Consider the following 22819-nt stretch of genomic DNA (forward strand, 5'->3'; position numbering starts at 1 on the left):
GCGACCCAAGTCAAGGGAAAGCGAAAAGCCTTTCTTCAGAGTTTCCTTTGGTTTTTGAACAGGCTCGTCGTTTTCCGCCGTCAAACGAAAAAACGGACGGCGGAGTCGCAGCTTTTCCGAGGGGGATGCAGAACGAGAGCCTCCGCATCCCCCTCGCTCGTTTCCGAAGAAGCGGACCGATCAGGCGCCGATGACTCCTGCCATCTTCCGCAGTTCCCGGCGGAGAACCTTGCCCGTGGCGGAGAGGGGGAGGGACTCCACGAACTCCAGCTTGCGGGGGACCTTGTAGTGGGCGAGGCGCTCCTTGCAATGGCGGATGAGTTCCTGCTGGGAGGGAGGATTGTCGGGCTCGGGGACGACGAAGGCCGCCACGACCTCGCCGGTGAGGCGGTGCTTGGCGCCCACGGCGCCGGCCATGCGCACGCCCCGGTGTTCCTGGATGACCGTCTCCACTTCCTGGGGGTAGACGTTGAAGCCTCCCACGATGATGAGATCGCTCGCCCGGTCGAGAATGGAGATATAGCCGTCCTCGTCGATGCGCACGATATCTCCGGTATTGAACCAGCCGTCCTGGAAGCGCTCCGCCGTCATGTCCGGCGCACGGAAGTATCCCTCCGCCACGGAGGGGCTCTTTACCCAGAGGACGCCCTCGTCGGCGAGGGTGAGCAGTTTTCCTTCGACGCTTCGGATCTGCAGCTCGTAGCCGGGAAGGGCGGGGCCCACCGTGCCGAGCTTCCGGGCGGCGAGGCTGGGATTGCAGGAGACCACGGGGGAGCATTCGGTGAGGCCATATCCCTCGACGATGGCGAGCCCGAGATGCTCCCGGAGACGCCGGTCCAGTTCGGGATCGAGTTTGCCGCCGCCGGTGAGGATGTGCTTCAGGCTCGGCGGAACGGCTTCTCCCTTGGCGATGGCGCCGAGAAGGAAGGAGAGCATGGTGGGCACCGCCACGAGAAAGGTGGTTCCGGTCGCCTCCATGGCCTCGAGGGTGGTCTTGATGGGCATGAAGGAGGGAAGCAGTACCTGGGGAATGTCGAAGAGCAGGGACAGCACGCCGCACACGGAATAGCCCAGAGTGTGAAAATTGGGGAGCACGTTCATCAGGATGTTTCCCGGGGCGAAGCACTCCACGTTCTCCGCGGTATGCCGCGTGTTGTCAAGGAGATTGCCGTGGCTGATGGGAACGGCCTTGGGGTTGCCTGTGGTCCCCGACGTGGCGAAGATCACCGCCACGGAGGGATCGGTCGGAGCCGGAGGCGTTCTCTCGGAAACGGTCTTGCCCTCGAGTCTTCGCAGCGGAGGAAGGGGACCCTCCGGGGACGCGATGGCCACGGGAAAGCCCGCGTTCGCCACGGCGTTGTGGAGTTCTTCCAGGTCTTCCGTGAACACCACGCCCTCGGGATCGACGAGGTCCAGAATCCGCAGGGATGCCTCGTGCCCCGCCCGGGTGTTCAGGGGGACCACCGTGCCGCGCAATCGCCAGGCTGCCACGGAAAGGACGAGCACAAGCGGCGACGTGGGCAGGAAGAAGGCGATGCGGCTTCCTTCCCGGAATCCCGATGCCCGAAGGCTTTCTGCGCAGCGCGCCACCTCTTCCTCGAAACGGCGCCGTGTCCACCATGTTCCCTTCCACCAAAGACAGTTTTCCTCGGGGTTTGCCGCCATGCGTTCTCCGATCCGCTCTTCAAGCCGCGCACCGAGATCATCGGGATCAGTGGCGACTCGTTCACGCTTCCTCATCACGCACCTCCAAAATCGTCAGGGATAAGGGTTATTGTACAACCTTGCGCGCGGCCTGTCGCAGGGCAAAATAAAACAGGGCTCCGGGAGCTTTCGACCTTTGAGACGGTCTGGTTCCGGGCCCTGTTCGGGAGGGTGGTACGTGCGGCTGAATCCTTTTAGGTGTCAGACCGGGGGAAGACCTTCCTTTTCGCGGATTCGGGCGAGCATGTCCGCGGTCATGCGGTCCAGGTCGTATTCCGGGGCGAAGCCCCATTCCTCCCGGGCGGCGGTGCAGTCCAGCGAATCGGGCCACGATTCGGCAATGCTCTGCCGCAGGGGGTCCACGTCGTAGTCGAGGATAAACCCCGGGAGGAACTTCCGGATGGACCCGGCGATCTCCTCGGGATCAAAGCTCATGGCGGAGATGTTGAAGGCGTTGCGGTGCACCAGTTTCGACGGGTCCGCCTCCATGAGCTGCACCACCGCGGCGAGGGCGTCGGGCATGTACATCATGTCCATGTAGGTACCCCCGGCGATGAAGCTGGTGTAATGCCCCTTTCGCACCGCGTCGTAATAGATGTGCACGGCGTAGTCCGTGGTGCCTCCGCCGGGGAGCGCCTCGTAGCTGATGAGGCCGGGGAAGCGCAGACCCCGCGTGTCGAGGCCGAACTTGCGGTGGTAGTAGTCGCAGAGCAGTTCCAAGGTTACCTTGGCCACACCGTAGATGGTGGTGGGGCGCTGGATGGTGTCCTGGGGCGTGTTTTTCGACGGCGTGGAAGGACCGAAGGCGGCGATGGAGCTGGGAAAGAAGAACGCCGCGCCGCATTCCCGGGCCACCTCGAGGGCTGTGGTGGAGCCTCCAACGTTGATGTCCCAGGAGGCGAGAGGGTCACTTTCGCCCTTGGCGGAGAGCACTCCCGCGAGGTGGAGAATGCTGTCCGCGCCGAAGGATTTCGCCAGTGCGGCGAAGGCCTTGCCGTCCCGCACGTCGAGCAGGGCGAAGGGGCCGCCCTCGCCCACGGGGCCGGAAAGGGGTTTTCGGGCCGTGGCGAGGACGTTTTCCGCGCCGTAACGGCTTCGCAGGTAGGGGACGAGTTCCACGCCGATCTGGCCGCCCGCCCCGGTGACGAGGATGCGCTTCATGGGATGAGCCCCATTTCCCGGCCTACTGCGGCGAAACGCTCCACGGCAAAGCGGAGGTCGTCTTCGGAGTGCGCCGCCGAGACCATGGCCCGAATTCGGGCGGTCCCTTTGGGGACGGTGGGGTAGACGATGGCTGTGGCGAACACGCCGGCCTCGAAGAGTTTGGCGCTGAACGCCTTGGCGTCCGCCGCCTCGCCGATGATCACCGGCGTGATGGGCGTCTCGCTGGAGGCGGTGTCGAAGCCGAGGGCCTTGAGTTCTCTCTTGAGGAAATCGCCGTTGTGCCAGAGTTTCTTCACCAGATCCTCGCTTTCCTGAAGGATTTCCACGGCGGCGAGGTTCGCCGCCACATCGGGAACGGTGAGGGCGCTGCTGAAGAGGTTCGGGCGGGCCTTCTGGCGGAGGTAGTCCACAAGCTCGGCGCTTCCCGCCGCGACGCCGCCCATGACTCCGAAGGCCTTGGAGAGGGTCCCCACCTCCACGTCCACCCGGCCGTGGAGGCCGAAATGGTCCACGATGCCTCGTCCGCCCCTGCCGAGAACTCCTTCACCGTGGGCGTCGTCCACCACGACGAGCACGCCCCGGCGCTCGCAGAGGTCCACGATCTCCGGCAGGCGCGCCACATCTCCGTCCATGGAGAAGACGCCGTCCGTGACCAGAAGGGAACGCCCCTTGACGTCCCGATTCTCGTCGAGCTTGCGCTCCAGGTCCGCCAGGTCGGAGTGGGCGTAACGCACCACCTTCGCTTTGGACAGGCGGCAGGCGTCGATGATGGAGGCGTGGTTGAGGGCATCGCTGAAGATCACGTCCTCCGCGCTCGGAGCGAGGGTGGGGATGACCGCCAGATTGGCGCAGAAGCCAGACTGGACCACGATGGCGGCCTCCGCCCCCTTGAAGGCGGCGAGTTTGCGCTCCAGCTCGATGTGCGGGCTCATGGTTCCCGCGATGGTGCGCACCGCGCCGGGGCCCACGCCGTAGGTGTCCACGTACTCCTTCACCTTCGCGATCAGCCTCGGGTCGTTGCAAAGGCCGAGATAGTTGTTGGAGCAGAGGTTGAGATACCTTCTTCCCTCGATGGTGACCCAGGCTCCCTGGGGGCTTTCGATGGTGCGGATCGTTCCGTAGAGCCCGGCCTGCTTCATCGCGTCGAGCTCTTCCGTGAGAAAGGACATGGGAACGGCCATGAACATCACTCCCCGTCGCGTTTTGTTTTGTGTGTCTTCTTCAGTATGAAAAGGAAAGAGAGGAGGTGTCAATGGCGTATAATCGAAGGGGTTTTCGTATAATCGGTGGGGAGAAAATATAACGGAACCGAACGGAAACGAACGGAAACGAAGGGAGAACGAGCACATGGCGGGGGCGAATGGAGTCGGCGGCGCGAAGGAGGACCTTTCCCTCGAAGAGCTGGCGGCGGGCATGAGCGGTAATACCTCCGCTCCCTACTACATCGCGGAGGTGCTCCGGGAGGCCATCTACCGAGGCATGCTGGAGGAGGGGCAACCGCTGCATCAGGCACAGCTCGCCCAGCGGCTCGGCGTGAGCCCCATTCCCCTCCGGGAGGCGCTGCGCCTTCTCGAGACGGAGGGACTCGTGCACTTTCAGGGATATCGCGGTGCCGTCGTGACGCCGCTCTCTCTGGAGGAGGCGGGAGAACTCTACGAAATGGTGGCCGCCCTGGAGACGCACCTTCTGCGCATCGCTTTCCCGCGCATCACCCGCCGGGTGGTGGAGGACGCGGAACGGACGCTCCTCTCGATGGAGAACGAGCGGGACTGTCTCAAGTGGCGGGACCTGAACCAGATGTTCCACAACCTCTTCTACGAACCCGCGGACCGGCCGCTCACACTGGACGTGCTCGCCCGGCTGCGGCGGAAGACCGACCGGTACATCCGCATTCATCTCGCCTCGATGCGGGACGAGTCCCAGCGGCAGCACAAGGAGATTCTGAACGCGGTGGAGGCCCGGAACTGCGAGGCCGCCATCGCGGCACTGACGGCCCACCTGGCTTACACATCCAACGATCTCCAGTCCTGTATGCGGTTGGAACATGCCGCGGACAGGCGGCGGGTTCGAGGGGGCTGAGGCGCCTCCGGTCAGGGGTGGGGGAAAGGACTCTCCGAAAGGACGTTCAAGTTCAGGAAGACGACCAGGCGGGTACACCTCGAGGACAGAAAGGAGACTGCTCGTGAAACCGAAGGTTCTCGTGACGCGCAGCATTCCCGAGGCAGGACTTGCCCTGCTGCGGGAGCGGGTTGATCTGGAGATCGGTCCCTCGGAGGGATTCATGCCCCGGGAGGTGCTTCTGGCGAAACTGCCCCTCTTCGACGGCGTGCTCTGCCTCCTGAAGGACCGCATGGACCGGGAGGCCCTGGACGCGGCGACGCGCCTCAAGGTGCTGAGCAACTACGGCGTCGGCTACGACAACATCGATGTTCCCTACGCGACGGCGAAGGGCATCGTGGTGACCAACACGCCGGACGTGCTCACCGAGGCCACGGCGGACATGGCTTTTGCGCTGCTCCTCGCCGTGGCGCGGCGTCTTTCCGAGGCGGAGCGCATCGCTCGGGAGGGGAAATGGGCCTGGGCGCCGGACTTTCTGTTGGGTGCGGATCTCCACGGCGCCACGCTTGGCCTGGTTGGATTCGGTCGCATCGGCAAGGCCGTGGCCCGGCGGGCCAAGGGGTTCGGCCTGCGGATTCGCTACACCCTGGCCCGTCCCTCCGCCGAGGGGGACGAGCTGGGGGCGGTGCATGTGCCGATTCCGGAGGACCTTCTGGCGGAGAGCGATTTCGTCAGTCTGCACGTTCCTCTGGTGGCGGAGACGAGGCACTTCATGAACGAGGAGCGGTTCCGCCGGATGAAGCCCGGGGCGATTTTCGTCAACACCGGCCGGGGCGGCCTGGTGGACCAGGAGGCGCTTGCCCGGGCGCTGAACGAGGGATGGATCGCCGGAGCGGGACTGGATGTCTTCGATCCGGAGCCACTTCCCGCGGAACACCCCCTCTTTCGGGCGAAGAACCTTCTTCCGGCGCCGCACATTGGGTCCGCCACGCCGAACGCCCGAAACGGCATGGCGGTCTGCGCAGCCACGAACCTCCTTGCCGTGCTGGAGGGGCGAACGCCGCCGAATCCAGTTCTGGTTTGAGTACGAACGCGGAGGGCTCTCAGGGACAGACTCGACGTCCGTTGCGTTTGACGTATTCTTTCAAGAAGCCTTGCGGTTCCGTTCCCCGTTCATTTCCACTCGACTTCACTTGACGTATCCAAAGAAACGAGGGCGACCTTCTCGTCGGAGGCCACCCTCGTTTGTCGTCGCGTTGACGCTCTAACAAGAGCAGGACGTCAGCGAATGGCGTAGAGAACTCCTTCGGTATCGCCGAAGAGAAGCAGCCCGTCCACGAGGACAGGAGCAGTCACGATTTCGCCGCTTGCCTTGTACGTCCAGAGTTTTCGGCCGGAGCGCGCGTCCAGGGCGTAAAGGTTCCAGTCCGTGCCGCCCACGAAGACCACACCGTTTGCGTGGGCCGGGGAGGACGTCACGGGGCCGCCCGTCGCGAAGGTCCAGCGCACGGCTCCCGTTGCGGCATCGAGGGCGTAGACGTTGCCGTCGTCACAGCCCACGAAGAGCATGCCTCCCGCTACAGCGGGCGAAGAGGCGATGGGACCTCCGAGAAGGGTTTGCCACTTGGGAATAACCCCCTTGATCTGCACGGCGTAGACCTTGCCGTCGAAACTCGCGTACCAGACCCAGCCGCCTGCGGTGACGGGAGAGGCGTCCACGGACCCCCCCGTGTAGGCACCCCAGGCTTCTTTGCCCGATGCGGTGTCGATGGCGCGGAAGCGGCCGTCGTGATCCCCGATGAAGAGGAGGTTGTCCGCCACGGCGGCGCTCCCGGCGAACCAGCGTTTTCCCTCGAAGGTCCATTTCACGTTTCCCGACGCGGCATCGAGGGCGTAGAGCGTCCCCGCGAAGTTGCCGATGTAGACCGAGCCGCCCGTCACGGCGGGAGAGGCAAAGATGGCGTCTCCCGTGTTGGTGCTCCACTTGACCTTTCCGGATGCGGTGGAGAGGGCGTAGACCGTGCCGCCGTAGGTGCCGAAATAGGCGACGCCCCCCACGACCGCGGGTGAACCGAGGATGGACCCGTCGGCCTTGAAGCTCCAGATGGGATTTCCCGTGCGGAGGTTCACCGCGAAAAACTCTCCGTCGGCATTGCCGAAGAAGACCACGTTTCCCACGACGGCGGGGGATCCTGTGATCTTGGAACTGGTGGGAAGCATCCAGGCGAGCTGCCCCGACGGCAGGGACGTCACCTGAAAATTCCCTGTGTTGCCCAGGTCTCCACGGAACTGGGGCACCGTGGTTCCCGCGAACGCGGGCAGGGCGAGGGCGAGAAGAAATGCCGCGATAATGCACACGCGAAAGCTTCTGGCGCTCATGGTCGTACCTCCCTTCGAACTGCGTCGCCTAAAACCGCGGCGACGGATCGGACGTGACCGGTTTCCGGCGGTGCGGAAAGGGTCAGATCGGTGATTTCGTACGTGGGAATATCATACTCCCCCTCTCGAAGGGAGACAACGCGCCATTTCCCCGAGACGACAGCTCGCCGAAGCGATGCGTCGTTCTCGTCGCCGCTCGAGGGAGGTGCAGCGTCCCGCGAGTGCGAGGAGCGATTCTCGGGCGCGCCTTGTCCGGTGTTCGTCCACAAGGGCGACGAAGCGGTCTCCGGCGAGAATTGTGGTTTTTCCCGAGGGAAGAATTTCGTCGGCGCCGCCGAGCTGCACCGACGGTCCCTCCCGTCCCAGGGAGAGACCCATGCACACCGCGAGGGCGCCTCCGACGAACTTGCCCAGGAGAACCCGTCCTCAGTTCATGGAGATCTGTCCCAGCGGTTCTCTCCTCCATCTGAGGAATGCCGCTTCCCGAGAGGAGCGGTTCCGCCTTGACCATTCTCCCCGGCACGAGGGCACCGAGCATCCAGAAGACGGCCGTCATGGAGTCCGGAAAGGACCGAGGCACCGAAAGACTCCGCCTTCTGGAGGATGATGCGGTAGAGGGTGGAAACGAGCCTCGCCGCGAGTCCCGCGGCGAGGCTCAGACGCAGGAGGGGGGGGGAGCCGGAGGCTGCCGAAGGCGAGAAAGCGCGCCGCAGGTGAAGGCGCGGAATGTTCGTTCATGCGTTTTCTTTGCCTTTCGCCCGGGTGCAGGCATCACAGATTCCGTAAACGATGAGCTGTTTGCCCAGGACGGTGACGCCCTTGGGAACCTCGATGCGGGGAAGGGCCTGTCCCAGGAGACAGACCATGGCTCCGCAGGAAAGGCAGAGGAAATGAGGATGATTGCCGGGGCATCCCGGCAACTCCGGGTCGGAGGCGCAGTAACGCCACTGGGCATCGATGCCCTGTGCCTTGTGAACCAGCCCGTGTTCCGTCAGAGATTCCAATGTTCGATAAAGCGTCACCTTGTCGCATTTCGGAATCTCCTCGGATCTGGCCGTGAGATCCGCGTGGGAGAGCGGGCGCCCCTCCCGGAGGAGCAGGGCGAGCACTCCCTCCCGTATGGGAGTTGCCCGAAGTCCTGCCTGAAGCAGCATTTCCCGAGGCGTCACGTTTTTCCCCTCCCTTGCAGTACGGTCCCGCCGGACTTTTCATTCTACTGGAGGGTAACGCAAAAAGGGAGCCGGCGCAATGCGACCGGCTCCCTACGGAAAAGTCTCCCTCAGCGGCGGGTGAATCCGCACCGGGGATAGGTGCAGGGAGAGCAGGAGCGGCAGAGTCCGCCCACGCCCCAGGCGCGTGCCTCTTTCTCCGTCGGAACGAGACCGGCGAAGAGGCGGTCCAGGAGAGGGTCGAGGGCGGTGCGCTCGTCGTGGACCACGCAGGCGGGAGCTCCCACCAGCGCCGTTTTGCCCGCGAATGCCAGCATGAGCATGGAGCCCGGAAGGACCGGAACGCCCCGGAAAACTACGGTTTCCGCGACGCTGCGGATGGCCCCGGGGGTGACGTCGTCGGCATCGACGCTCATGCCGCCGGTACAGAGCACGAGGTTTGCCCCCGCCTCAAGGAACGCCCGGATGGCGTCGGCGATTTCCTCCATGCGATCTCCGGCGATGCGCTGTCCGAGGATTCTTCCGCCGTAGGTTGCGACTTTGCGCTCCAGACGGGGAAGAAAGGCGTCCTTGTTTTTGCCGGAGCGGAACTCCTCGCCGGTCGTGACGAGTCCCACCGAGAGGGGAAGAAAGGGGTGCAGCGCCAGGGGCTTTGCCAGTGCTTCGGCCCGCTGCACCTGGATTTCCCGCACGGCGAGGGGCAGGACCCGAAGAGCTGCGACGCGCTCTCCGGAACGAACGGGAGTCAGCGGGGGCAATGTGGCGAGAATCCAGTCCGGATCCTCGTTGATGGCGTCCACAAAAGCGGGATCGAAGGCGAGAAGCCCCTCCGCGGTGGCGTGGAGTGAGCAGCGTCCCTCGTCGGGGCCATCGAGGCGCAGTTTCGTTCCCCGGAGACGCCCGGCGAGGCGGATCGCCGCATCGTCCTCGTGTACCTCGTCCGGTTCGAGATCGAGGATGGAGAGGTGTTCCCGCCCCATGGCGCGGAGTTCGGGAAGGTCCTCCTCCCGCACGATCTGTCCTTTCTTGAATCGGGCTCCCTTGTAGCCCGATTCGGGAACGATTTGGGTCAGGTCATGGGAAAGAGGCATACCGAGACAGTGCTCAACGGGAAGAACGCGAATCTTCATGGATGATCTCCTCCTGCTGTGAAGACGTATCCTTGTGGTAGTATAGAAGATGCAAAATTTCTTTCCGAAACGGTCCATCCCCTTCCCCCCACTGCTTTCCGTACACGGGAGAAAAAAGGATGGACGAAGAACCTGCAATGGAGTTGCAACTCGGGCCGGTTCATTATACTCGGGCACAAGGGGAGATGTCCATGCTGCTCACTACGGTGACGGATGATCTCTGCGGCAAGGCGGATCTGCTCGGAGAATGCGGACTCGCGCTCTATCTGGAGACGCCGCGGGGAACTGTTCTTTTCGATGCGGGGAGCGGCACGACGATCCTGGGGAACCTGAGAGCCCTCGGCTTTTCTCCCTCCGAAACGGATGCCCTCGTGTTGAGCCACGGCCATGCGGATCACGCCGGAGGCGTGCCGCAGCTTCTCGCTGCCGGTCTCTCCTGTCCTCTTTGGGCTTCTCCGCGCATCGCCGACGCTCATTACGCCCGCCGGGGGGGAATACCGCGCTATCTGGGACTGCATCTGGCCCCGGGGGCGCTGGTGGTGCGCCCCGTGACGGAGCCGACGCAGGTCCTCTGCGACGTGTGGGCCATTCCTGTTCCCGGAGAGAATCGGAATCCCGAGTTTGTTCCCTCCACGCCGCATCTGCTGTTGCGACAAGGCGGGGAGTACGTTCCCGATCCTTTCGAGGACGAACTGTCCCTGGTTGTGGAGGGCGCCTTCGGAATCAGCGTCATTCTCGGATGCGCCCACGCGGGAGTGGTGAACATCCTTGAGGCGGCGGCGGCTTTTTTCGGTACGCACGCTTTTCATTCCGTCTCGGGGGGCATGCATCTGAAGGGGCAGAACGCGGCCTTTCTGGAACGCACCGTGGAGGCCCTGCGGAGCCGTTTCGACGTGAAACACTGGCGTCCCTGCCACTGCACAGGTTTTACCGCGGCGGCACGACTTGCGGAAGCGATGGAATCCGTGGAATGGGCGGCGTCGGGAAGCCGGGTGGAACTCTAGAAAAAACGCCGACGGAACAGGGATGTTTTTCCGGAAATTGGCTGTGCGAAGGCGCTGCGACAGGCCCTGTCTCCACGGTTCTACCGAGGACGGAAAGGATGCGATGGTGCGGAGGTTCTTTGGGCACATCCGGAAACAAAAACGGAGGAACAGAGCAGAAGGAGGTTCGGCGACATGAAAAAGCGTCTGGAAGGTGTGCGGATTCTCATGTTCGTGGATGACGTCTACGAGGATCTGGAACTCTGGTATCCCAAGCTGCGCCTCGAAGAAGAAGGCGCCCGGGTCGTGGTGGCCGGCCCCGTGGCGGGCACGGTCTACGACGGCAAGCACGGCTATCCCTGCAAGGCCGACGCGGCCATCGACGACATGGAGGAGAAGGATTTCGATGCCCTCGTGATTCCCGGAGGGTTCGCGCCGGACAAGCTGCGCCGTCTCGAGAAAGTGAAGGAACTCACCCGACGTTTCCACGAGTCCGGAAAACTCGTGGCCCACATCTGTCACGCCGGATGGATTCCCATTTCCGCGGGGATCATGAAGGGCTTCACCTGTACGTCCACGCCGGGAATCAGGGATGATCTGGTCAACGCCGGAGCGGTCTGGGTGGACGAGCCCCTGGTCATCGACCGGAACATGGTGTCGAGCCGCCGTCCCGACGATCTTCCCCATTTCTGCCGGGGCATCCTGTCGGTACTCACGGGAGAACCTCTGTAGCCGGAGAAATCCGGAAAAGGGAGGAGGCTTAGTCCTACCAAAATCAAGGAATCTCTGAATAAGGCTACGTCAGCCCCGCAGGGCGCCTCGCAGAGCCTGACGCGACCCGAGTCAAGGGAAAGCGAAAGGTCTTTCTTCAGAGCTTCCCAGAATTTTCTTTGCCGAAGAGGCTGGAGAAAACCGAAAGTGAGGGGGAGGCGCCTCCTCGTTGCACATTTTGCGAAAGCGAGGCGACCGCGTGCCTCTCTCCAGGGAGAAACGCTGCCGCCGGAGATGCCGCGAAGGGACGGAAGACGATGACAGCACCGCAGGAAAGCTCCATCACGCTTTCTCTGTTCGACCTCTACAAGATCGGCCCCGGCCCGTCCAGCTCCCACACCATCGGTCCCATGCGGGCGGGAGGACATTTCCGGCGCGCCCTTGCGGCGCTCTCCGCGGAGGAACTGCTCCGGGGAGAGCGCATCGAAGTGCGGCTCTACGGTTCCCTCAGCGCCACGGGAAAGGGACACGGCACGGACCGAGCCGTGCTGGCGGGACTTCTCGGCTTCGACCCTGAACAGTGCGATGCCCGCGTTCTGGAGGATCTCGCCGAAGAGCCCAACAAAGCCCACAGGATCGCCGCGGGGAACCGGGAGTTCCTCTTTGCCCTCAACGACATCCGCTACGAGGGGACGATCCACAATTTTCCCTGGAACAACACCCTGGTCATCGCTCTCCGGGGAGGGTGGAGCACTTCAGAAGAGGCCGAGACGATCCTTCGGCACGTGTACTATTCCGTGGGGGGAGGCTTTCTGGTCGTGGAGGGAGAAGAGGACCCACCTCGTCCCGCTCCTCCCCACCCCTACCGTACCATGGAAGAATTCCGCTCTCTGCTGCAGCGCACGAACCGCTCCCTGCCCGACCTGCTCCTCGACAACGAAAGAGCGCTCACCGGCATCGACACCGCAGAGGTCCACCGTCGTCTGGACCGGATTCTGGACGTCATGGAGGCCGCGGTGGATCTGGGGCTCCGTACCGAGGGCGTCCTTCCCGGTTCCATCGGGCTGCGACGGAAGGCGCCTCTTCTCTTCCGCCGCAGCTATTCCCTGCAGAGCGACCCCAATCACGCGGTGGTGCTGCTCAACGCCTACGCCCTTGCCGCCGCCGAGGAGAACGCCGCCGGGCACGTGGTGGTCACGGCGCCCACTCTGGGGTCGGCGGGGGTGCTTCCCGCCGTGGCGATTCTCATGGCCCGGCAGGGGCGGGTTCCCCGGGAACTTCTCCGGGAAGGGCTTCTCGCCGCTGCGGTGGTGGGGTTTCTCGTGAAGACCGGGGCGAGTATCTCCGGTGCGGAAGTGGGGTGTCAGGGCGAGGTGGGAACCGCCTCGGCCATGGCGGCGGCGTTTCTCGCCCACGTGAACGGCTATCCCGTGTCGGTGCTGGAGAACGCCGCGGAAATCGCCCTGGAGCACCATCTGGGGATGACCTGCGACCCCGTGGGCGGATATGTGCAGATCCCCTGCATCGAGCGAAATGCCATGGGGGCCGTCAAGGCCTACAATGCCTATCTCCTTGCCTCCTGCGGCGATCCCTCGGCGCAGAAGGTGCAGTTGGACCAGGTTATCCGGGCCCTCGCCGAGACGGGACGGGACATGTCCTCCCGGTACAAGGAGACCGCCGAAGGAGGATTGGCTGTGTGCTTCCCCCAGTGCTAGCGCTCCGGGAGCTGCGGAGTTGAACGCCATGGGATTTCCGGCGCGGTGGAGCGCGGAGAAGAACGTTCCTTTCTGTCCGGGTTTGGCTGCCCTGCGGGGAGTGACGTCCCGTCTGCTCCTCGGGGTGCTCCTCCTTCTCCTCGCGGGCCCGGGAGGTGGCTTGTCCCCAGGGCTCGCGGACGTCTCCGGAGAAGCTCCCTTTGAAGCGAATGCGTCCTCCGGCGTTGACGTTCTCTCGGAGGACGCGGGGGAGCGCGGTGCGATCAGGCTGCTCTTCGTCGGGGATATCATGGCGCACGCTCCGCAGCTCGAAGCGGTGAAACGGGTGACGCCGCCCCGCAAAGAAGGGGGAGGAAAGGGCGAGACGGTCTACGATTTTGTCCCCTTCTTCGCGGAGGTCCGTTCGCTCCTCCGAGGCGCCGACCTGGTGGCGGGGAACCTGGAGACCACCCTGGGAGGTCCCCGGAAAGGATACCGGGGCTATCCCTCCTTCAATTCCCCGGATTCCCTGGCGGAGGCTCTTCGGGACGCGGGGTTCGATCTGCTCTTCACCGCGAACAACCATTGCCTCGATTCGGGAGCTTCGGGACTTGTCCGTACTCTCCACGCACTTGTCTCGGCGGATCTTTGCTCCACGGGAACCTTCGTCGCCGAGGCCTCCCGGGACATCCCCCGCATTGTCGAACGGGGAGACATTGTCCTGGGCTTCCTCGCCTACACCTACGGGACCAACGGCATTCCCGTTCCCTCGGACCGCCCCTGGCTCGTGAACCTTCTGGACGAGGCGCTCGTGAGCGCCGACGTGGCGGCGCTCCGCAAGGAAACGGACCTCCTGGTGGTGGCGTTTCATTTCGGCAACGAGTATGCCCGGCATCCTTCGGCAATTCAGCGGCGCTTTGCCTCCCTGGCCCTTCAGAACGGTGCGGACATTGTTGTGGGAAGCCATCCTCACGTGCTGCAGCGCGTCTTCGTCTCCCGGGATGTGTCGCCCGTCTCCGGGGAAAGGGCAACACCCCTCTCGGCGGACCGGATGACCGTGGTCGCCTATTCCCTGGGAAACTTCATCTCGTTCCAGCGGACCGTGCCGCGGGACACCGGAGCGGTGCTCGGCATCGATGCCGCCCGGGACGGCGACGGGGTGGTGCGCATCCGCCGGGTCTTCGCCGTTCCCACCTGGGTTCAGGCGGCGCGGCGCAAGGAGGGGCGGGAGATCCGCATCCTTCCTCTTCTGGACACGCTGGCTCGCCTCGACGCGGGGGAGAACCCGCGCATCTCCTCCGCGGAGGAGAAACGCATGCGGGCCGCTCTGGCGGAGGCGCTGGAGGCCCTTACGGGAAAGAAAACACCCCTTCCTCCGGAGGAAGGGGTGTGGGTGCTGTGGCAAAGGGAGAAGCGGTATCCGACGCCGTCTCCCTGAGGGTGTTTCGTCAGGCGACTACCGAGGCGGTATAGCCCGCGTCGTCCAGTGCGGCGAGCACGTCCTCCAGGTTTTCGGTGTTTACCTGGACCTGCTTTTCCTCAAGCAGAACCCGGAAGTCCTTCTCGTCGATGATGCGTTGCAGCGCTTCGGTGATGCGCCGGGCGCAGTGGCTGCAGGACATGTCCGGTACGGAAAGGGTGTAGTGAGCCATACGGGAGAACCTCCTTTTCGTGTCATGGCATTTCACCGCATTGTCGCCTTCGCGAGTCGCGTGCGTCCCGCTGTGGAAAAAGATGTCATGGTGTTCGGCGGCGCGTGTGCAGCTTTTTTCCGCGGGTCCTCTCCGTGGTCGAGCAGTCCCGGTCGAGAGAGCGGACGATCTTCCGCCGCACGTTGTGGGTCTGGGTGCGCCGCGCCCTTCCTCCTCGGGCGCAGGCAACGTTTTCTCGCCTCCTGCCACGTCTCTGGAACTCTTTGGAACATGTGCGTGATGCGTCATGTCAATGTTCCTGGAGGCGGACACTGCCGAAGTTGATCCTCCTGCCAAAGGCAAAAAGAAACCGCTCGGATTGGGGATCACTTGCGCAGAAGATCCTGGCTTTCCACCACGGACCGGCTGCCGAAGATCTCCATCCCGTCGGCGTACCAGTACAGCAGGGATGCGCTTTCTCCCCGCCAGTTCTTCGCCGTTCCCCGGAGCACCTTGTGGGTGCTCGTGTTGGGGTGCTGTTTCCACGCCGGGGCCTCCGACGACAGCGTGGGGGAGAGAATCGCCGGAGAGGCGGTGGCGAAGCAGAGAAGCGCCACCTTGCCGCTCGCGTAGACCACGCGCAGATCTCCGTAGCTGTCCGCCACAAGGCCCAGGTAGGTGCTCGAAATCTCCGGTTCTCCCAGTGCCTTTCGCACCGCCGCCAGCTCGCTGCCGAAGAAGACCCTGGGGAGGCCGTCCCAGCTCCCTCCGTAGAGGATCACATCCCGGAGCGAGAGCGGCGAGGGAGCCATGGCCGCGCCCGTCCCGGAGAGGAAGAGCAGTGCCGCGAGGGCGCAACAGAGAAATCCCGCCGCGAAAAATCCTCGTCGTTTCACGAAAGATTCCTCCCTTCCGCGCATGTGTTTCCGTTTCATTCGCTCTTTGCTTTTCGGGGTGCCTTTGCGTCGGGCCTGCTACGGCGCCGGTGTTGCCTCCGCCTGACCCTCTTCGGAGACTTTCTCCTCGTCCTCCTCCGGAAGTGGGTGCGTCTCCCGCCATTTGGCGACGACGGTCTCCAGGAGGGTCTGTTCCTCCGATGCGACGGGTCGGGTTGTCAGGGAAAGCCGGAGGCTCTCCATGTCCGAGGCCTCCGCACGGAGGGCGTCCAGGGACTGGAGTATCGCCATGGCGGCGATCATGCCCTCGCCCATCTCCCCCGCCTCGTCGGGACCGATGAGCTGGTCCCAGATGTCCCCCGCCTGGAGGAACTGAAGCATTTCCCGGGCGAGAACCTTCGCGTCGAGGAAGAAGAAGCCCTGAAGGTTCTTCTTCGCCAGGAGTTCCGTCAGGGCGGGATCGCTCTCCTGGGGAGTGCCGAGCTTCTGGGCGTCCAGGAAACCCGCGAGAAGGGTGGAGCCCTTCACGGCGATGGTGACGGTGGCGGGAATGGACATGGAATAGACCGTGTCCCATCCCTCCACCTTGAGTTCCTCCAACGGAAGCTGCTGCCCCCGGAGGAGTTCCGCCACGGTCGTGGCGATCTTCTTTGCCGCATCTCCAGTTCCCTCGACGAGTGCGTAGGCTCCGGGAAGCGGAGCGGACATGAAGGAGGCCCCGCCGCCGATCACGACGGAGAAGGTCCGAGCCAGATCCCGGAGATCCGCCTCGGTGATGCCGAACTGACCGAGCATTCCAAGGACCTGCTCCAGGCTGAGCTTTGCCTCGTCGTCCCCGTAGGTGCGGATGATCTCCGCAAAGGCGTCATAGTTCACCGGCGTGGAGAGAGCGAGGAGTGTTTTCCCGCCTCCGAGGAGCGGGACGGGTTTGTCGAGAGGGGCGAATCCCCGGAGACGTTCCTCCGAGAGCATTGCTTTCGGAAGGTTGGTGTAGAAGCCGAAATTCAGCGCTTCGTCGCTCTTGTCGAAGGCAAGCTCCATCTCCACGTGGGAGTTGAGGAAAATGGGCGTCGGTGCGGCGAGGAGCCCCAGCTGGAGCAGACCGTTGTCGTGGAGGATGAGGTAGTTCCGGTCTGCGAATTTGCGGGTCGGGGCAAAGCGCCTGGCCGGATCGGCCAGAGCGGCGATGGAGCCGTCGATGTCCCGGGGCGTCATGCCCAGAAGGAGCAGATTTCCTTTTGCCGCCAGGGAAAGCCCCAGAAGAGGATGTTCTTCGTCGATGGGGGAGATCCTGTAGCAGGGGACTCCCAGAGGTGTCGGCACGGGGCCGGCGATGCGGAAGCCGAAGTTCCCGGCGAACTCCAGGTCTTCCGAGGTGAGCGTTCCCCCGGCGATGCGCTTGAGAAGCTCCTCGCCTTCGGCAGTGAGGGAGAGCGCTCCCTGAACCTGCAGAACGCCCTTCCGGAGTCCTCCCGCGAAGGCTCCCGATTCCACGGGAAGGCTTGCGAGCCACTCCAGGGCCGCCGCCGCGTCCGGCTCCTCCTCCAGAGCCTCCCGGAACGGTTTCGCGGCAAGGAGATCCTTGATCAGACCCTTGATGTCCCCCAGGCGGGCCGCCACATAGTAGGATTCGTCCGTCCAGCTTCCCAGGGCCTGGGCGGGGTCGAGACGTTCCTGGCCGAACGCCGGTGCGACGAGGAGCAGAACGAGTGTGCACAGCACGGGGAAAACGAGGAGCCCTTCTCTTTTTCTCATGGTGCCACCTCCCTGAAGAAAGTCGTCGCAACCGGGATCGGCAAAGAGCCCGAAGCGTTGCGATCATGTCGGCATGCGAATGAAGTGTTGCCGGTTGTTCTCTCGGCGTGCGGACCTCGAACAGGAGTCTGGCGCCCCACCTCCTCCATGGAATCGAAACCGCCTTCACTATAGGACTTTCGCGTCGCTTTCGCAAGATTCCGCGACGTCGCGTCGCAGGTTTGTCGCAGGTGTTCTCCGCTCAGTTCCCCAGAATGTTCTTGAGGATGGTTTCCTTGATGGTATCCTCCAGCGAGGGCGATGGCTTGGGTTCCTGCGGCATTGGGGTGGACTGCGGCGACGTTGTTTCCGGAACGGGTGTCGCCCGAGGCTGTTCCTTGCCGGGAGCCACCTTGAGGTTCGACACGCCGGGCGACGCAAGAGGTCCTTGCACGGTGCAGCTCACGTCTCGGAAATCCTGGCTCCCGCCGCTCTGGGAAAATCCCGTGAGCGCACCCTGGAGGATGTCCCGGATGTTCTGCCCTCCGCCGAGGAGCCCCCCCTGAATGCCTCCGAGAAGGGCGTTGATGACCTGGATGTTCACGTTCCCCTTCACGTCCAGGTTGAGCTTTTCCGCCGTCACCGTTCCCGTGGCGCTGAGAGCGCGGTAGAGCGGGTCGTTCGGATACGGTTCGGCCTTCGTTCCCGGAAGGAGCATGAGCGTTTCCTGCTGTATCTTGAAGGGGACGGTGAGGGTCTTGTAGCGGACACCTTGCGCGCCGTGCACGGCGGCGAGGAGATCCACCCAGGAATAGCCCGTGACGGCCCCTTCCGCGGCGTCGAGGGTCCCCGTTCCGGAAAAACTGCCCGAATTGGTGTTCCCCGTTCCCTTGAAGGTAAGGTTCGCCCTTCCCCCCACGCTTCCCCTGGAGCCCGCGGCGCTGCGGATGACCTGGTCCATATTCGCGCCGGAGATGCTCAGGGTGGTCTCCCATCCTCCCGAGGCGAGGTTCGCCCGAAGGGAGAGGGTCGCCGTTCCCTCGTGGAAGCGCGCCTTTCCGGAGGAGATGGCGAGGACATCCTTGTCCACGGTGAAGGGAAGGGAGATCTCCGTCGCGGTGAGCCCAAAGGCTCCCGCCTGGGGAGAGGTGGCGCTGCCGGAGCCGCTCAGGATCCCTCCCTTTCGGGCGAGGGTCAGGGTGAGGGTGGCCCGACCGTTCACGCCCTTGCCCCGAAGGGCTTGCACGTCCTTCAGAAGAGTGGCGAGATCGAGCTCTTTTCCTTCGGCGCGCAGGTCGAAGGCCGCGTCGTTGCCCTCGGCGCGGAGGACTCCCTCGGCGGTGAAGGGAGCGCCGTTCACCGTCGCCCGGGCGGAGGAGATCGTCACGTTCCAGGGGGAGGGTGCGCCGCTCTTTGCGGTGAAGGTGGCGGAGACTGCGGCGTTCGCCAGGGAGAAGGCCGCCACCGACAACGCCGGCGAGGCGAGTTCCGCCGACCCGGCGAGATGTTCCGGAGGTCCCGAGACGGCGAAGGTCCCCCCCGCCTTGCCCGCGAGTGATACCGGAAGGTCAAGGGCGGACGCGAGGGAGCCGAGACCCACATCCTTGGCGCTGCCCTTCAGGTCCAGCGAGCCCGCGTTCTTGCCGTCGGAAAGGCCGACCCTTCCTGTGAGCGTGAGGGTGCCTCCGGCGAGGCCGGCGGTGGCGTTGTCGAGCAGGATCGCCGTTCCCTCGGTGCGGGCGCCCAGGGAGAGTTCGGTCAGGGCCAGTTTCTTCCACGCCAGGGACGCGGCCTGGATCTTCAGCGGCCCCTGGAGGGAGGGCGTTCCGCCCGTGAGAGCGAAGGCGCCTCCGATTTTGAGCTGTCTCGCCGAGAGGTTGCCCATTGCCTGGAGAGTCGGCGTGTGTGCCTCCAGCGTGCCCGTGAGGGCCTCGAGGTTTCCCTTGACGCTCCATGCCGCGCTCGCCGTTCCGGAGAGGGCGTATTCACCGAGGGCGGGAAACATGCCCGCAAGGCCGCGGAGATCCACGCCGTCCACCCGTCCGGAGAGTTCCGCCACGGGAGCCTTGGGAAGGTTGCGCACCGTTCCGGCGGCGGAGAAGGTGCCGCCCCGCCAGACGAAGGTCGCGCTCTTCAGGGAGAGCGTGTCCTTGGCGAAGGAAAACGTCGCGGAGGGTTTGGTGACGGGTTCTCCCCGGACCTGGATCTTTTCCGACGAGAGAGTCCCCGACAGGGTTGGCGCCGCGGAAGTGCCGCCGATCTGCAGTGCCGCGGTGACGTTGCCCGCCAGGGCGAGGTCGCCCGTTCCGGGCGCCAGGGCGGCGATCCGAGCCAGGTTCAGCGCGTTTCCCTTGAAGTCCAATTTCAGCACGGGGGTCTTTTCAAGCGCGATCGTTCCTCCGAGGGAGAGCGGGGAGCCCAGCCCGTTGGAGCGGAGGGTCACGTGGAGCGTCTTTCCTCCCCGAACCTTGATCTCTCCCACGGTGTCGGCGAACTCCTGCCCCGAGAGAACGAGCCGCTTCGCCCGGAGGGTTACCCGTCCGTCGGGGGAGCCTCCTTTTCCGGAGAGCGCGAGCGTGACCTCGTCAAGGGTTCCCTGCGCCGCCTCCAGTTCGGGAAAAAGGCGTGCCAGTGAGGCCAACGCGATGCCGGATCCTTTGAGGGTGACCGTCATTTCCGGAGGCAGCTCCCGAAAGACGAAGGCGGCCTCTCCCGACAGGGGAATGCCGAAGGCGTTTCCCTTCAGGTCGTTGACGTGCAGCGTGTTCTCCAGAGAGGCGAAGGAAGCGGCCACACCGTCCAGAGGAATGCCCGCGACGTTGCCTTTGTCGAGGGAGAGCTGTCCCAGCAGAACGGGTTTCTGCCACGTCCCCTCCGCCCGGAGGTGCAGGGAGAACGTGCCGGACAGCGGCCCCGGAAGGTCCGGCCAAAGGGCCGCCAGTTCCGCCCCGTCCATGTCCTTGAACGTTCCTTCCAGCGCGAGGTGGGGCGCCACCGCTCCCGCGACGGCGACGGTGCCCTTGCCCACTCGAAGGTCGAGACGGGAAACGGCGAGTTGTTCCGCGGGAAGACGGAACGTCGCCGTGCCCGTCACCGGGAGCGCGCCGTAGGCGACGTCCAGCTCGGCTTCCAGAGTGTCCTCCCTGAAGCGGAGGGAGAGCTCCCGAACCAGTACCGTGCCGAAGGGAGTTCGCACCGAGCTGTCCCGGAACGAAACCGTTCCCAGCGGAAGCGTCCCCTGGGGTTTCTCGCCTCCAAGGTCCTTCAGAAGCGCGTTTGTCGCGTCGGTGTCGATGTCCGCGCCGGAGACGGTCAGGGAGGAGACGAAGGGATTACCGGAGAGGATGGAGAAGAGTCCCACCCGGAGAGCGACTTCCTTTGCGGCGAAGACCTGTCCTCCGTTCTTGACGAGGCGCACGCCGCCGACGGAATACCCGCGCAGCGGGTTTCCCGAGATGTGTTCCAGTTCGAGCGCGGCTCCCGTGGCGTTCGTCACGGTTTCTTTCGCGAGACGTCCCACCAGGTCCGTCGCCGCATCCGTGGTGAGGAGCAGCGCCGTTCCGCCTCCGGCGAAGACGAGGAGAAGCAAAAAAACCGTGCGCCATGTCTTTCCGGCCATAACAGCACCTCTCTTTCTGAAGAATGTGCGTTGCCGAGCTGTTTCGTCACTTGATACCGTTCCGGATTATACCATGATGCCATACCTCCATCCCTGTCCGTCAGTTGTGTGCGTCAAGTTGTGCAAAAGGGTTTTCATGGTGTTTGGCGGCCGTCTGCGGCGATTGGCCACACTTTCAGGAGCGCCTTTTTGTGTTCGAGCGACAGGTCCATGTCGAGGCAGTGGCTGGACTCCAGCCACGCCTCGCGTGGGTTTCGACGTGCGGTGGTTCGCGCGGCGTTTCATTCGGGAGGCCGCTTGCAAAGCCCTCTGTGCGTTCCGGATCCGAGTGTTCCTTGCAAAAGGCCGTCGCGTTGCGTGAGGGTGTTTTCCGGGGAGTTCTTGAAGGCGAGGATGCTTGGACAGGGAGGGGTCCCCTCTCCTCCGGAGAGGATCCTCGTCGGAAGAAAATGTGTTGCGGAATGCGGCGTGCCCCGACGGGGAGGCCTGGTTTTTCAGGCACTCCCCGCCGTTTTCCGTTTATTCCTTGTTCGGTTTCTCCAGCGCCCGGGAGAAATCGGCGAGGATGTCCACCTCGTCCTCGATCCCGACGGAGACGCGCACAAGGCCGTCCCCGACACCCCATGCGTCGCGTTCTTCCTCGGGAACGCCCCGGTGGGACGTCTTTCCGGGATGGGAGACGATGGTGGCCGTCGAGGCGAGGCTCGGCACGAGCTTGGCCAGGGAGAGCTTTCGGATGAACTGCGTCGCCTCCTTGCCGCCGCCGGGGAGTTCGAAGCTGAGCATTCCCCCGAACCCGGCGTCGCCGAAGAGGCGGGTCGCCAGGGGATGCCAGGGGGACGAGGGGAGCCCTGGGTAGTGAACCCGGGAAACCCGGGGTGACGCCTCCAGAAGGCGGGCAAGGGCGAGGGCGTTGGCGGAGTGGGCTTTCATGCGCAGGGAGAGGGTGCGCGCCCCCCGGACGGCGAGCCAGGCGTCGAAGGGGCTCAGGGAGGCGCCCCAGATGCTCCGGAGTGCCTTTGCTCTGTCGATGAAGGCTTTGGTTCCCGCGAGAACGCCTCCGATGACGTCGCTGTGCCCGTTCAGGTATTTCGTGGCGCTCGACGCGACCCATGCGGCGCCCTGTTCCAGAGGGCGGCAGAGCATGGGCGAGGCGAAGGTGTTGTCCACGCCGAGCAGTGCTCCGTTCCGGGCGGCGATTTCGGCGAGGCGGGGAAGATCCGTCACCTCCATGAGCGGATTGGAGATGGTCTCCACGTAGACCAGGCGTGTCTCGGGGCGGACCGCCTCTTCCACCGCTCCTGGGTCCGTCGCGTCCACGAGGGTCACCGCCACACCCATGCGGGGCAGATGGGAGGTGAGAAAGGAGTAGACGCCGCCGTAGAGGACCCGCCCTGCCACCACATGGTCCCCCGGAGCGACGCCGGCGCTGATGGCGGTGACGATGGCGGCCATTCCCGAGGAGAACGCAGCCCCCGCCTCGCCTCCCTCCAGGCGTGCGTAGAGTTCCTCCAGTGCGTCGCAGGAAGGGTTTCCGAGGCGTGAATAGATGTGCCCCGGGGTTCTTCCTTCGTAGACGTCGTCCAGCTCTTCCAGGGAGTCGAAGCGGAAGACCGAGCTGGCATAGATGGGGGCCACCTCGGGCGGGGTGGTCCCCTTTGCTCCCGAGCGCCCGCCGTGGACAGTGAGCGTCGCGATGCGGAGGGGCAGTGTGTCGTGGTCGTTCATGATCATCCTCCTCCTTGAAAAGAACAGCGATGAGTGACATTCGGGCACGCCCGCGGTTCGGCGGGGTGCCTCGTCTCGGCCGGAACAGGCGTTCGGGATCCCTCGGTCGAGGACACGTGAGAACATTATCGTATGCTCTGAAGGGGTGCGTCAAACCGAAAAGAGACGAAGACACGACGTCTTCGGTATGATAGGGCGATTGCGGAGGACATAGTATGA

Annotated in this window: 18 protein-coding genes; 6 read left to right on the forward strand and 12 right to left on the reverse strand. The window is 64.3% G+C overall.

The features are described from left to right. Positions 1 to 180 precede the first annotated feature (180 nt). The 3 genes from K349_RS0106470 to K349_RS0106480 form a co-directional block, all read right to left on the reverse strand. Complete coding sequence (locus K349_RS0106470) at positions 181 to 1740, reverse strand: AMP-binding protein (protein ID WP_026369007.1); 1560 nt, start codon at positions 1738 to 1740, stop codon at positions 181 to 183. Positions 1741 to 1905: 165 nt separating this feature from the next. Continuing rightward, a complete protein-coding gene (locus K349_RS0106475) occupies positions 1906 to 2865 on the reverse strand; it encodes an NAD-dependent epimerase/dehydratase family protein (RefSeq protein ID WP_026369008.1) in 960 nt (319 codons plus the stop codon). Continuing rightward, positions 2862 to 4049, reverse strand: coding sequence for a glycine C-acetyltransferase (locus K349_RS0106480; RefSeq protein ID WP_026369009.1), 1188 nt, complete (start codon positions 4047 to 4049; stop codon positions 2862 to 2864). The genes K349_RS0106475 and K349_RS0106480 overlap by 4 nt, the downstream gene beginning before the upstream one ends. 166 nt (positions 4050 to 4215) lie before the next feature. Here K349_RS0106480 and K349_RS0106485 point away from each other — a divergent pair, with 166 nt between their 5' ends. Next, complete coding sequence (locus K349_RS0106485) at positions 4216 to 4947, forward strand: GntR family transcriptional regulator (protein ID WP_026369010.1); 732 nt, start codon at positions 4216 to 4218, stop codon at positions 4945 to 4947. A 103-nt stretch (positions 4948 to 5050) separates the two neighbouring features. Next, entirely contained in the window at positions 5051 to 6010 is a 960-nt protein-coding gene (locus tag K349_RS16595; RefSeq protein ID WP_034264303.1) for a 2-hydroxyacid dehydrogenase, read from the forward strand. Positions 6011 to 6207: 197 nt separating this feature from the next. On the opposite strand, the gene K349_RS0106495 is transcribed toward K349_RS16595, so the two are convergent. The 4 genes from K349_RS0106495 to K349_RS0106510 form a co-directional block, all read right to left on the reverse strand. Then, on the reverse strand, positions 6208 to 7305 hold the full coding sequence (locus K349_RS0106495; RefSeq protein WP_026369011.1) for an outer membrane protein assembly factor BamB family protein: 1098 nt from the start codon (positions 7303 to 7305) through the stop codon (positions 6208 to 6210). A gap of 111 nt (positions 7306 to 7416) precedes the next feature. Then, the gene (locus K349_RS19470) at positions 7417 to 7719 is read right to left on the reverse strand and encodes a chloride channel protein (protein ID WP_274703382.1); all 303 of its coding nucleotides are present in this window, start codon (positions 7717 to 7719) and stop codon (positions 7417 to 7419) included. A 320-nt stretch (positions 7720 to 8039) separates the two neighbouring features. Then, positions 8040 to 8474, reverse strand: a complete 435-nt coding sequence (locus tag K349_RS0106505; protein ID WP_026369013.1) for a Fur family transcriptional regulator — start codon at positions 8472 to 8474, stop codon at positions 8040 to 8042. 110 nt (positions 8475 to 8584) lie between these two features. After that, entirely contained in the window at positions 8585 to 9604 is a 1020-nt protein-coding gene (locus K349_RS0106510; protein ID WP_026369014.1) for a molybdopterin-binding protein, read from the reverse strand. Positions 9605 to 9723: 119 nt separating this feature from the next. Between K349_RS0106510 and K349_RS0106515 the strand changes: the two genes are divergently transcribed. The 4 genes from K349_RS0106515 (at position 9724) to K349_RS16600 (ending at position 14430) form a co-directional block, all read left to right on the forward strand. Then, positions 9724 to 10608 carry an MBL fold metallo-hydrolase gene (locus K349_RS0106515; protein WP_084460227.1) on the forward strand — a complete coding sequence of 295 codons (885 nt, stop codon included), beginning with the start codon at positions 9724 to 9726 and terminating at the stop codon, positions 10606 to 10608. A gap of 174 nt (positions 10609 to 10782) precedes the next feature. After that, positions 10783 to 11319 (forward strand): type 1 glutamine amidotransferase domain-containing protein, encoded by a 537-nt coding sequence (locus K349_RS0106520; RefSeq protein ID WP_026369016.1) that lies wholly within the window; start codon positions 10783 to 10785, stop codon positions 11317 to 11319. 296 nt (positions 11320 to 11615) lie between these two features. Then, positions 11616 to 13013 (forward strand): L-serine ammonia-lyase, encoded by a 1398-nt coding sequence (locus K349_RS0106525; RefSeq protein ID WP_026369017.1) that lies wholly within the window; start codon positions 11616 to 11618, stop codon positions 13011 to 13013. 28 nt (positions 13014 to 13041) lie between these two features. Next, positions 13042 to 14430, forward strand: a complete 1389-nt coding sequence (locus K349_RS16600; RefSeq protein WP_026369018.1) for a CapA family protein — start codon at positions 13042 to 13044, stop codon at positions 14428 to 14430. 10 nt (positions 14431 to 14440) lie between these two features. Here K349_RS16600 and K349_RS0106535 read toward each other — a convergent pair whose 3' ends face one another. The 5 genes from K349_RS0106535 to K349_RS0106555 all read right to left on the reverse strand — a co-directional run bounded on the left by K349_RS0106535 (position 14441) and on the right by K349_RS0106555 (position 22600). Beyond that, entirely contained in the window at positions 14441 to 14644 is a 204-nt protein-coding gene (locus tag K349_RS0106535; protein ID WP_026369019.1) for a heavy-metal-associated domain-containing protein, read from the reverse strand. A gap of 365 nt (positions 14645 to 15009) precedes the next feature. After that, a complete protein-coding gene (locus K349_RS0106540) occupies positions 15010 to 15519 on the reverse strand; it encodes a hypothetical protein (protein WP_157367300.1) in 510 nt (169 codons plus the stop codon). Between the two features lie 78 nt (positions 15520 to 15597). Then, a complete protein-coding gene (locus K349_RS0106545) occupies positions 15598 to 17274 on the reverse strand; it encodes a hypothetical protein (RefSeq protein WP_026369021.1) in 1677 nt (558 codons plus the stop codon). 241 nt (positions 17275 to 17515) lie between these two features. Further along, positions 17516 to 20872, reverse strand: a complete 3357-nt coding sequence (locus K349_RS0106550; RefSeq protein ID WP_026369022.1) for a hypothetical protein — start codon at positions 20870 to 20872, stop codon at positions 17516 to 17518. Between the two features lie 519 nt (positions 20873 to 21391). Then, positions 21392 to 22600 carry a trans-sulfuration enzyme family protein gene (locus K349_RS0106555; protein ID WP_026369023.1) on the reverse strand — a complete coding sequence of 403 codons (1209 nt, stop codon included), beginning with the start codon at positions 22598 to 22600 and terminating at the stop codon, positions 21392 to 21394. Between the last annotated feature and the right edge of the window lie 219 nt (positions 22601 to 22819).

The sequence above is a fragment of the Aminiphilus circumscriptus DSM 16581 genome, assembly GCF_000526375.1.
Lineage (GTDB): Bacteria > Synergistota > Synergistia > Synergistales > Aminiphilaceae > Aminiphilus > Aminiphilus circumscriptus.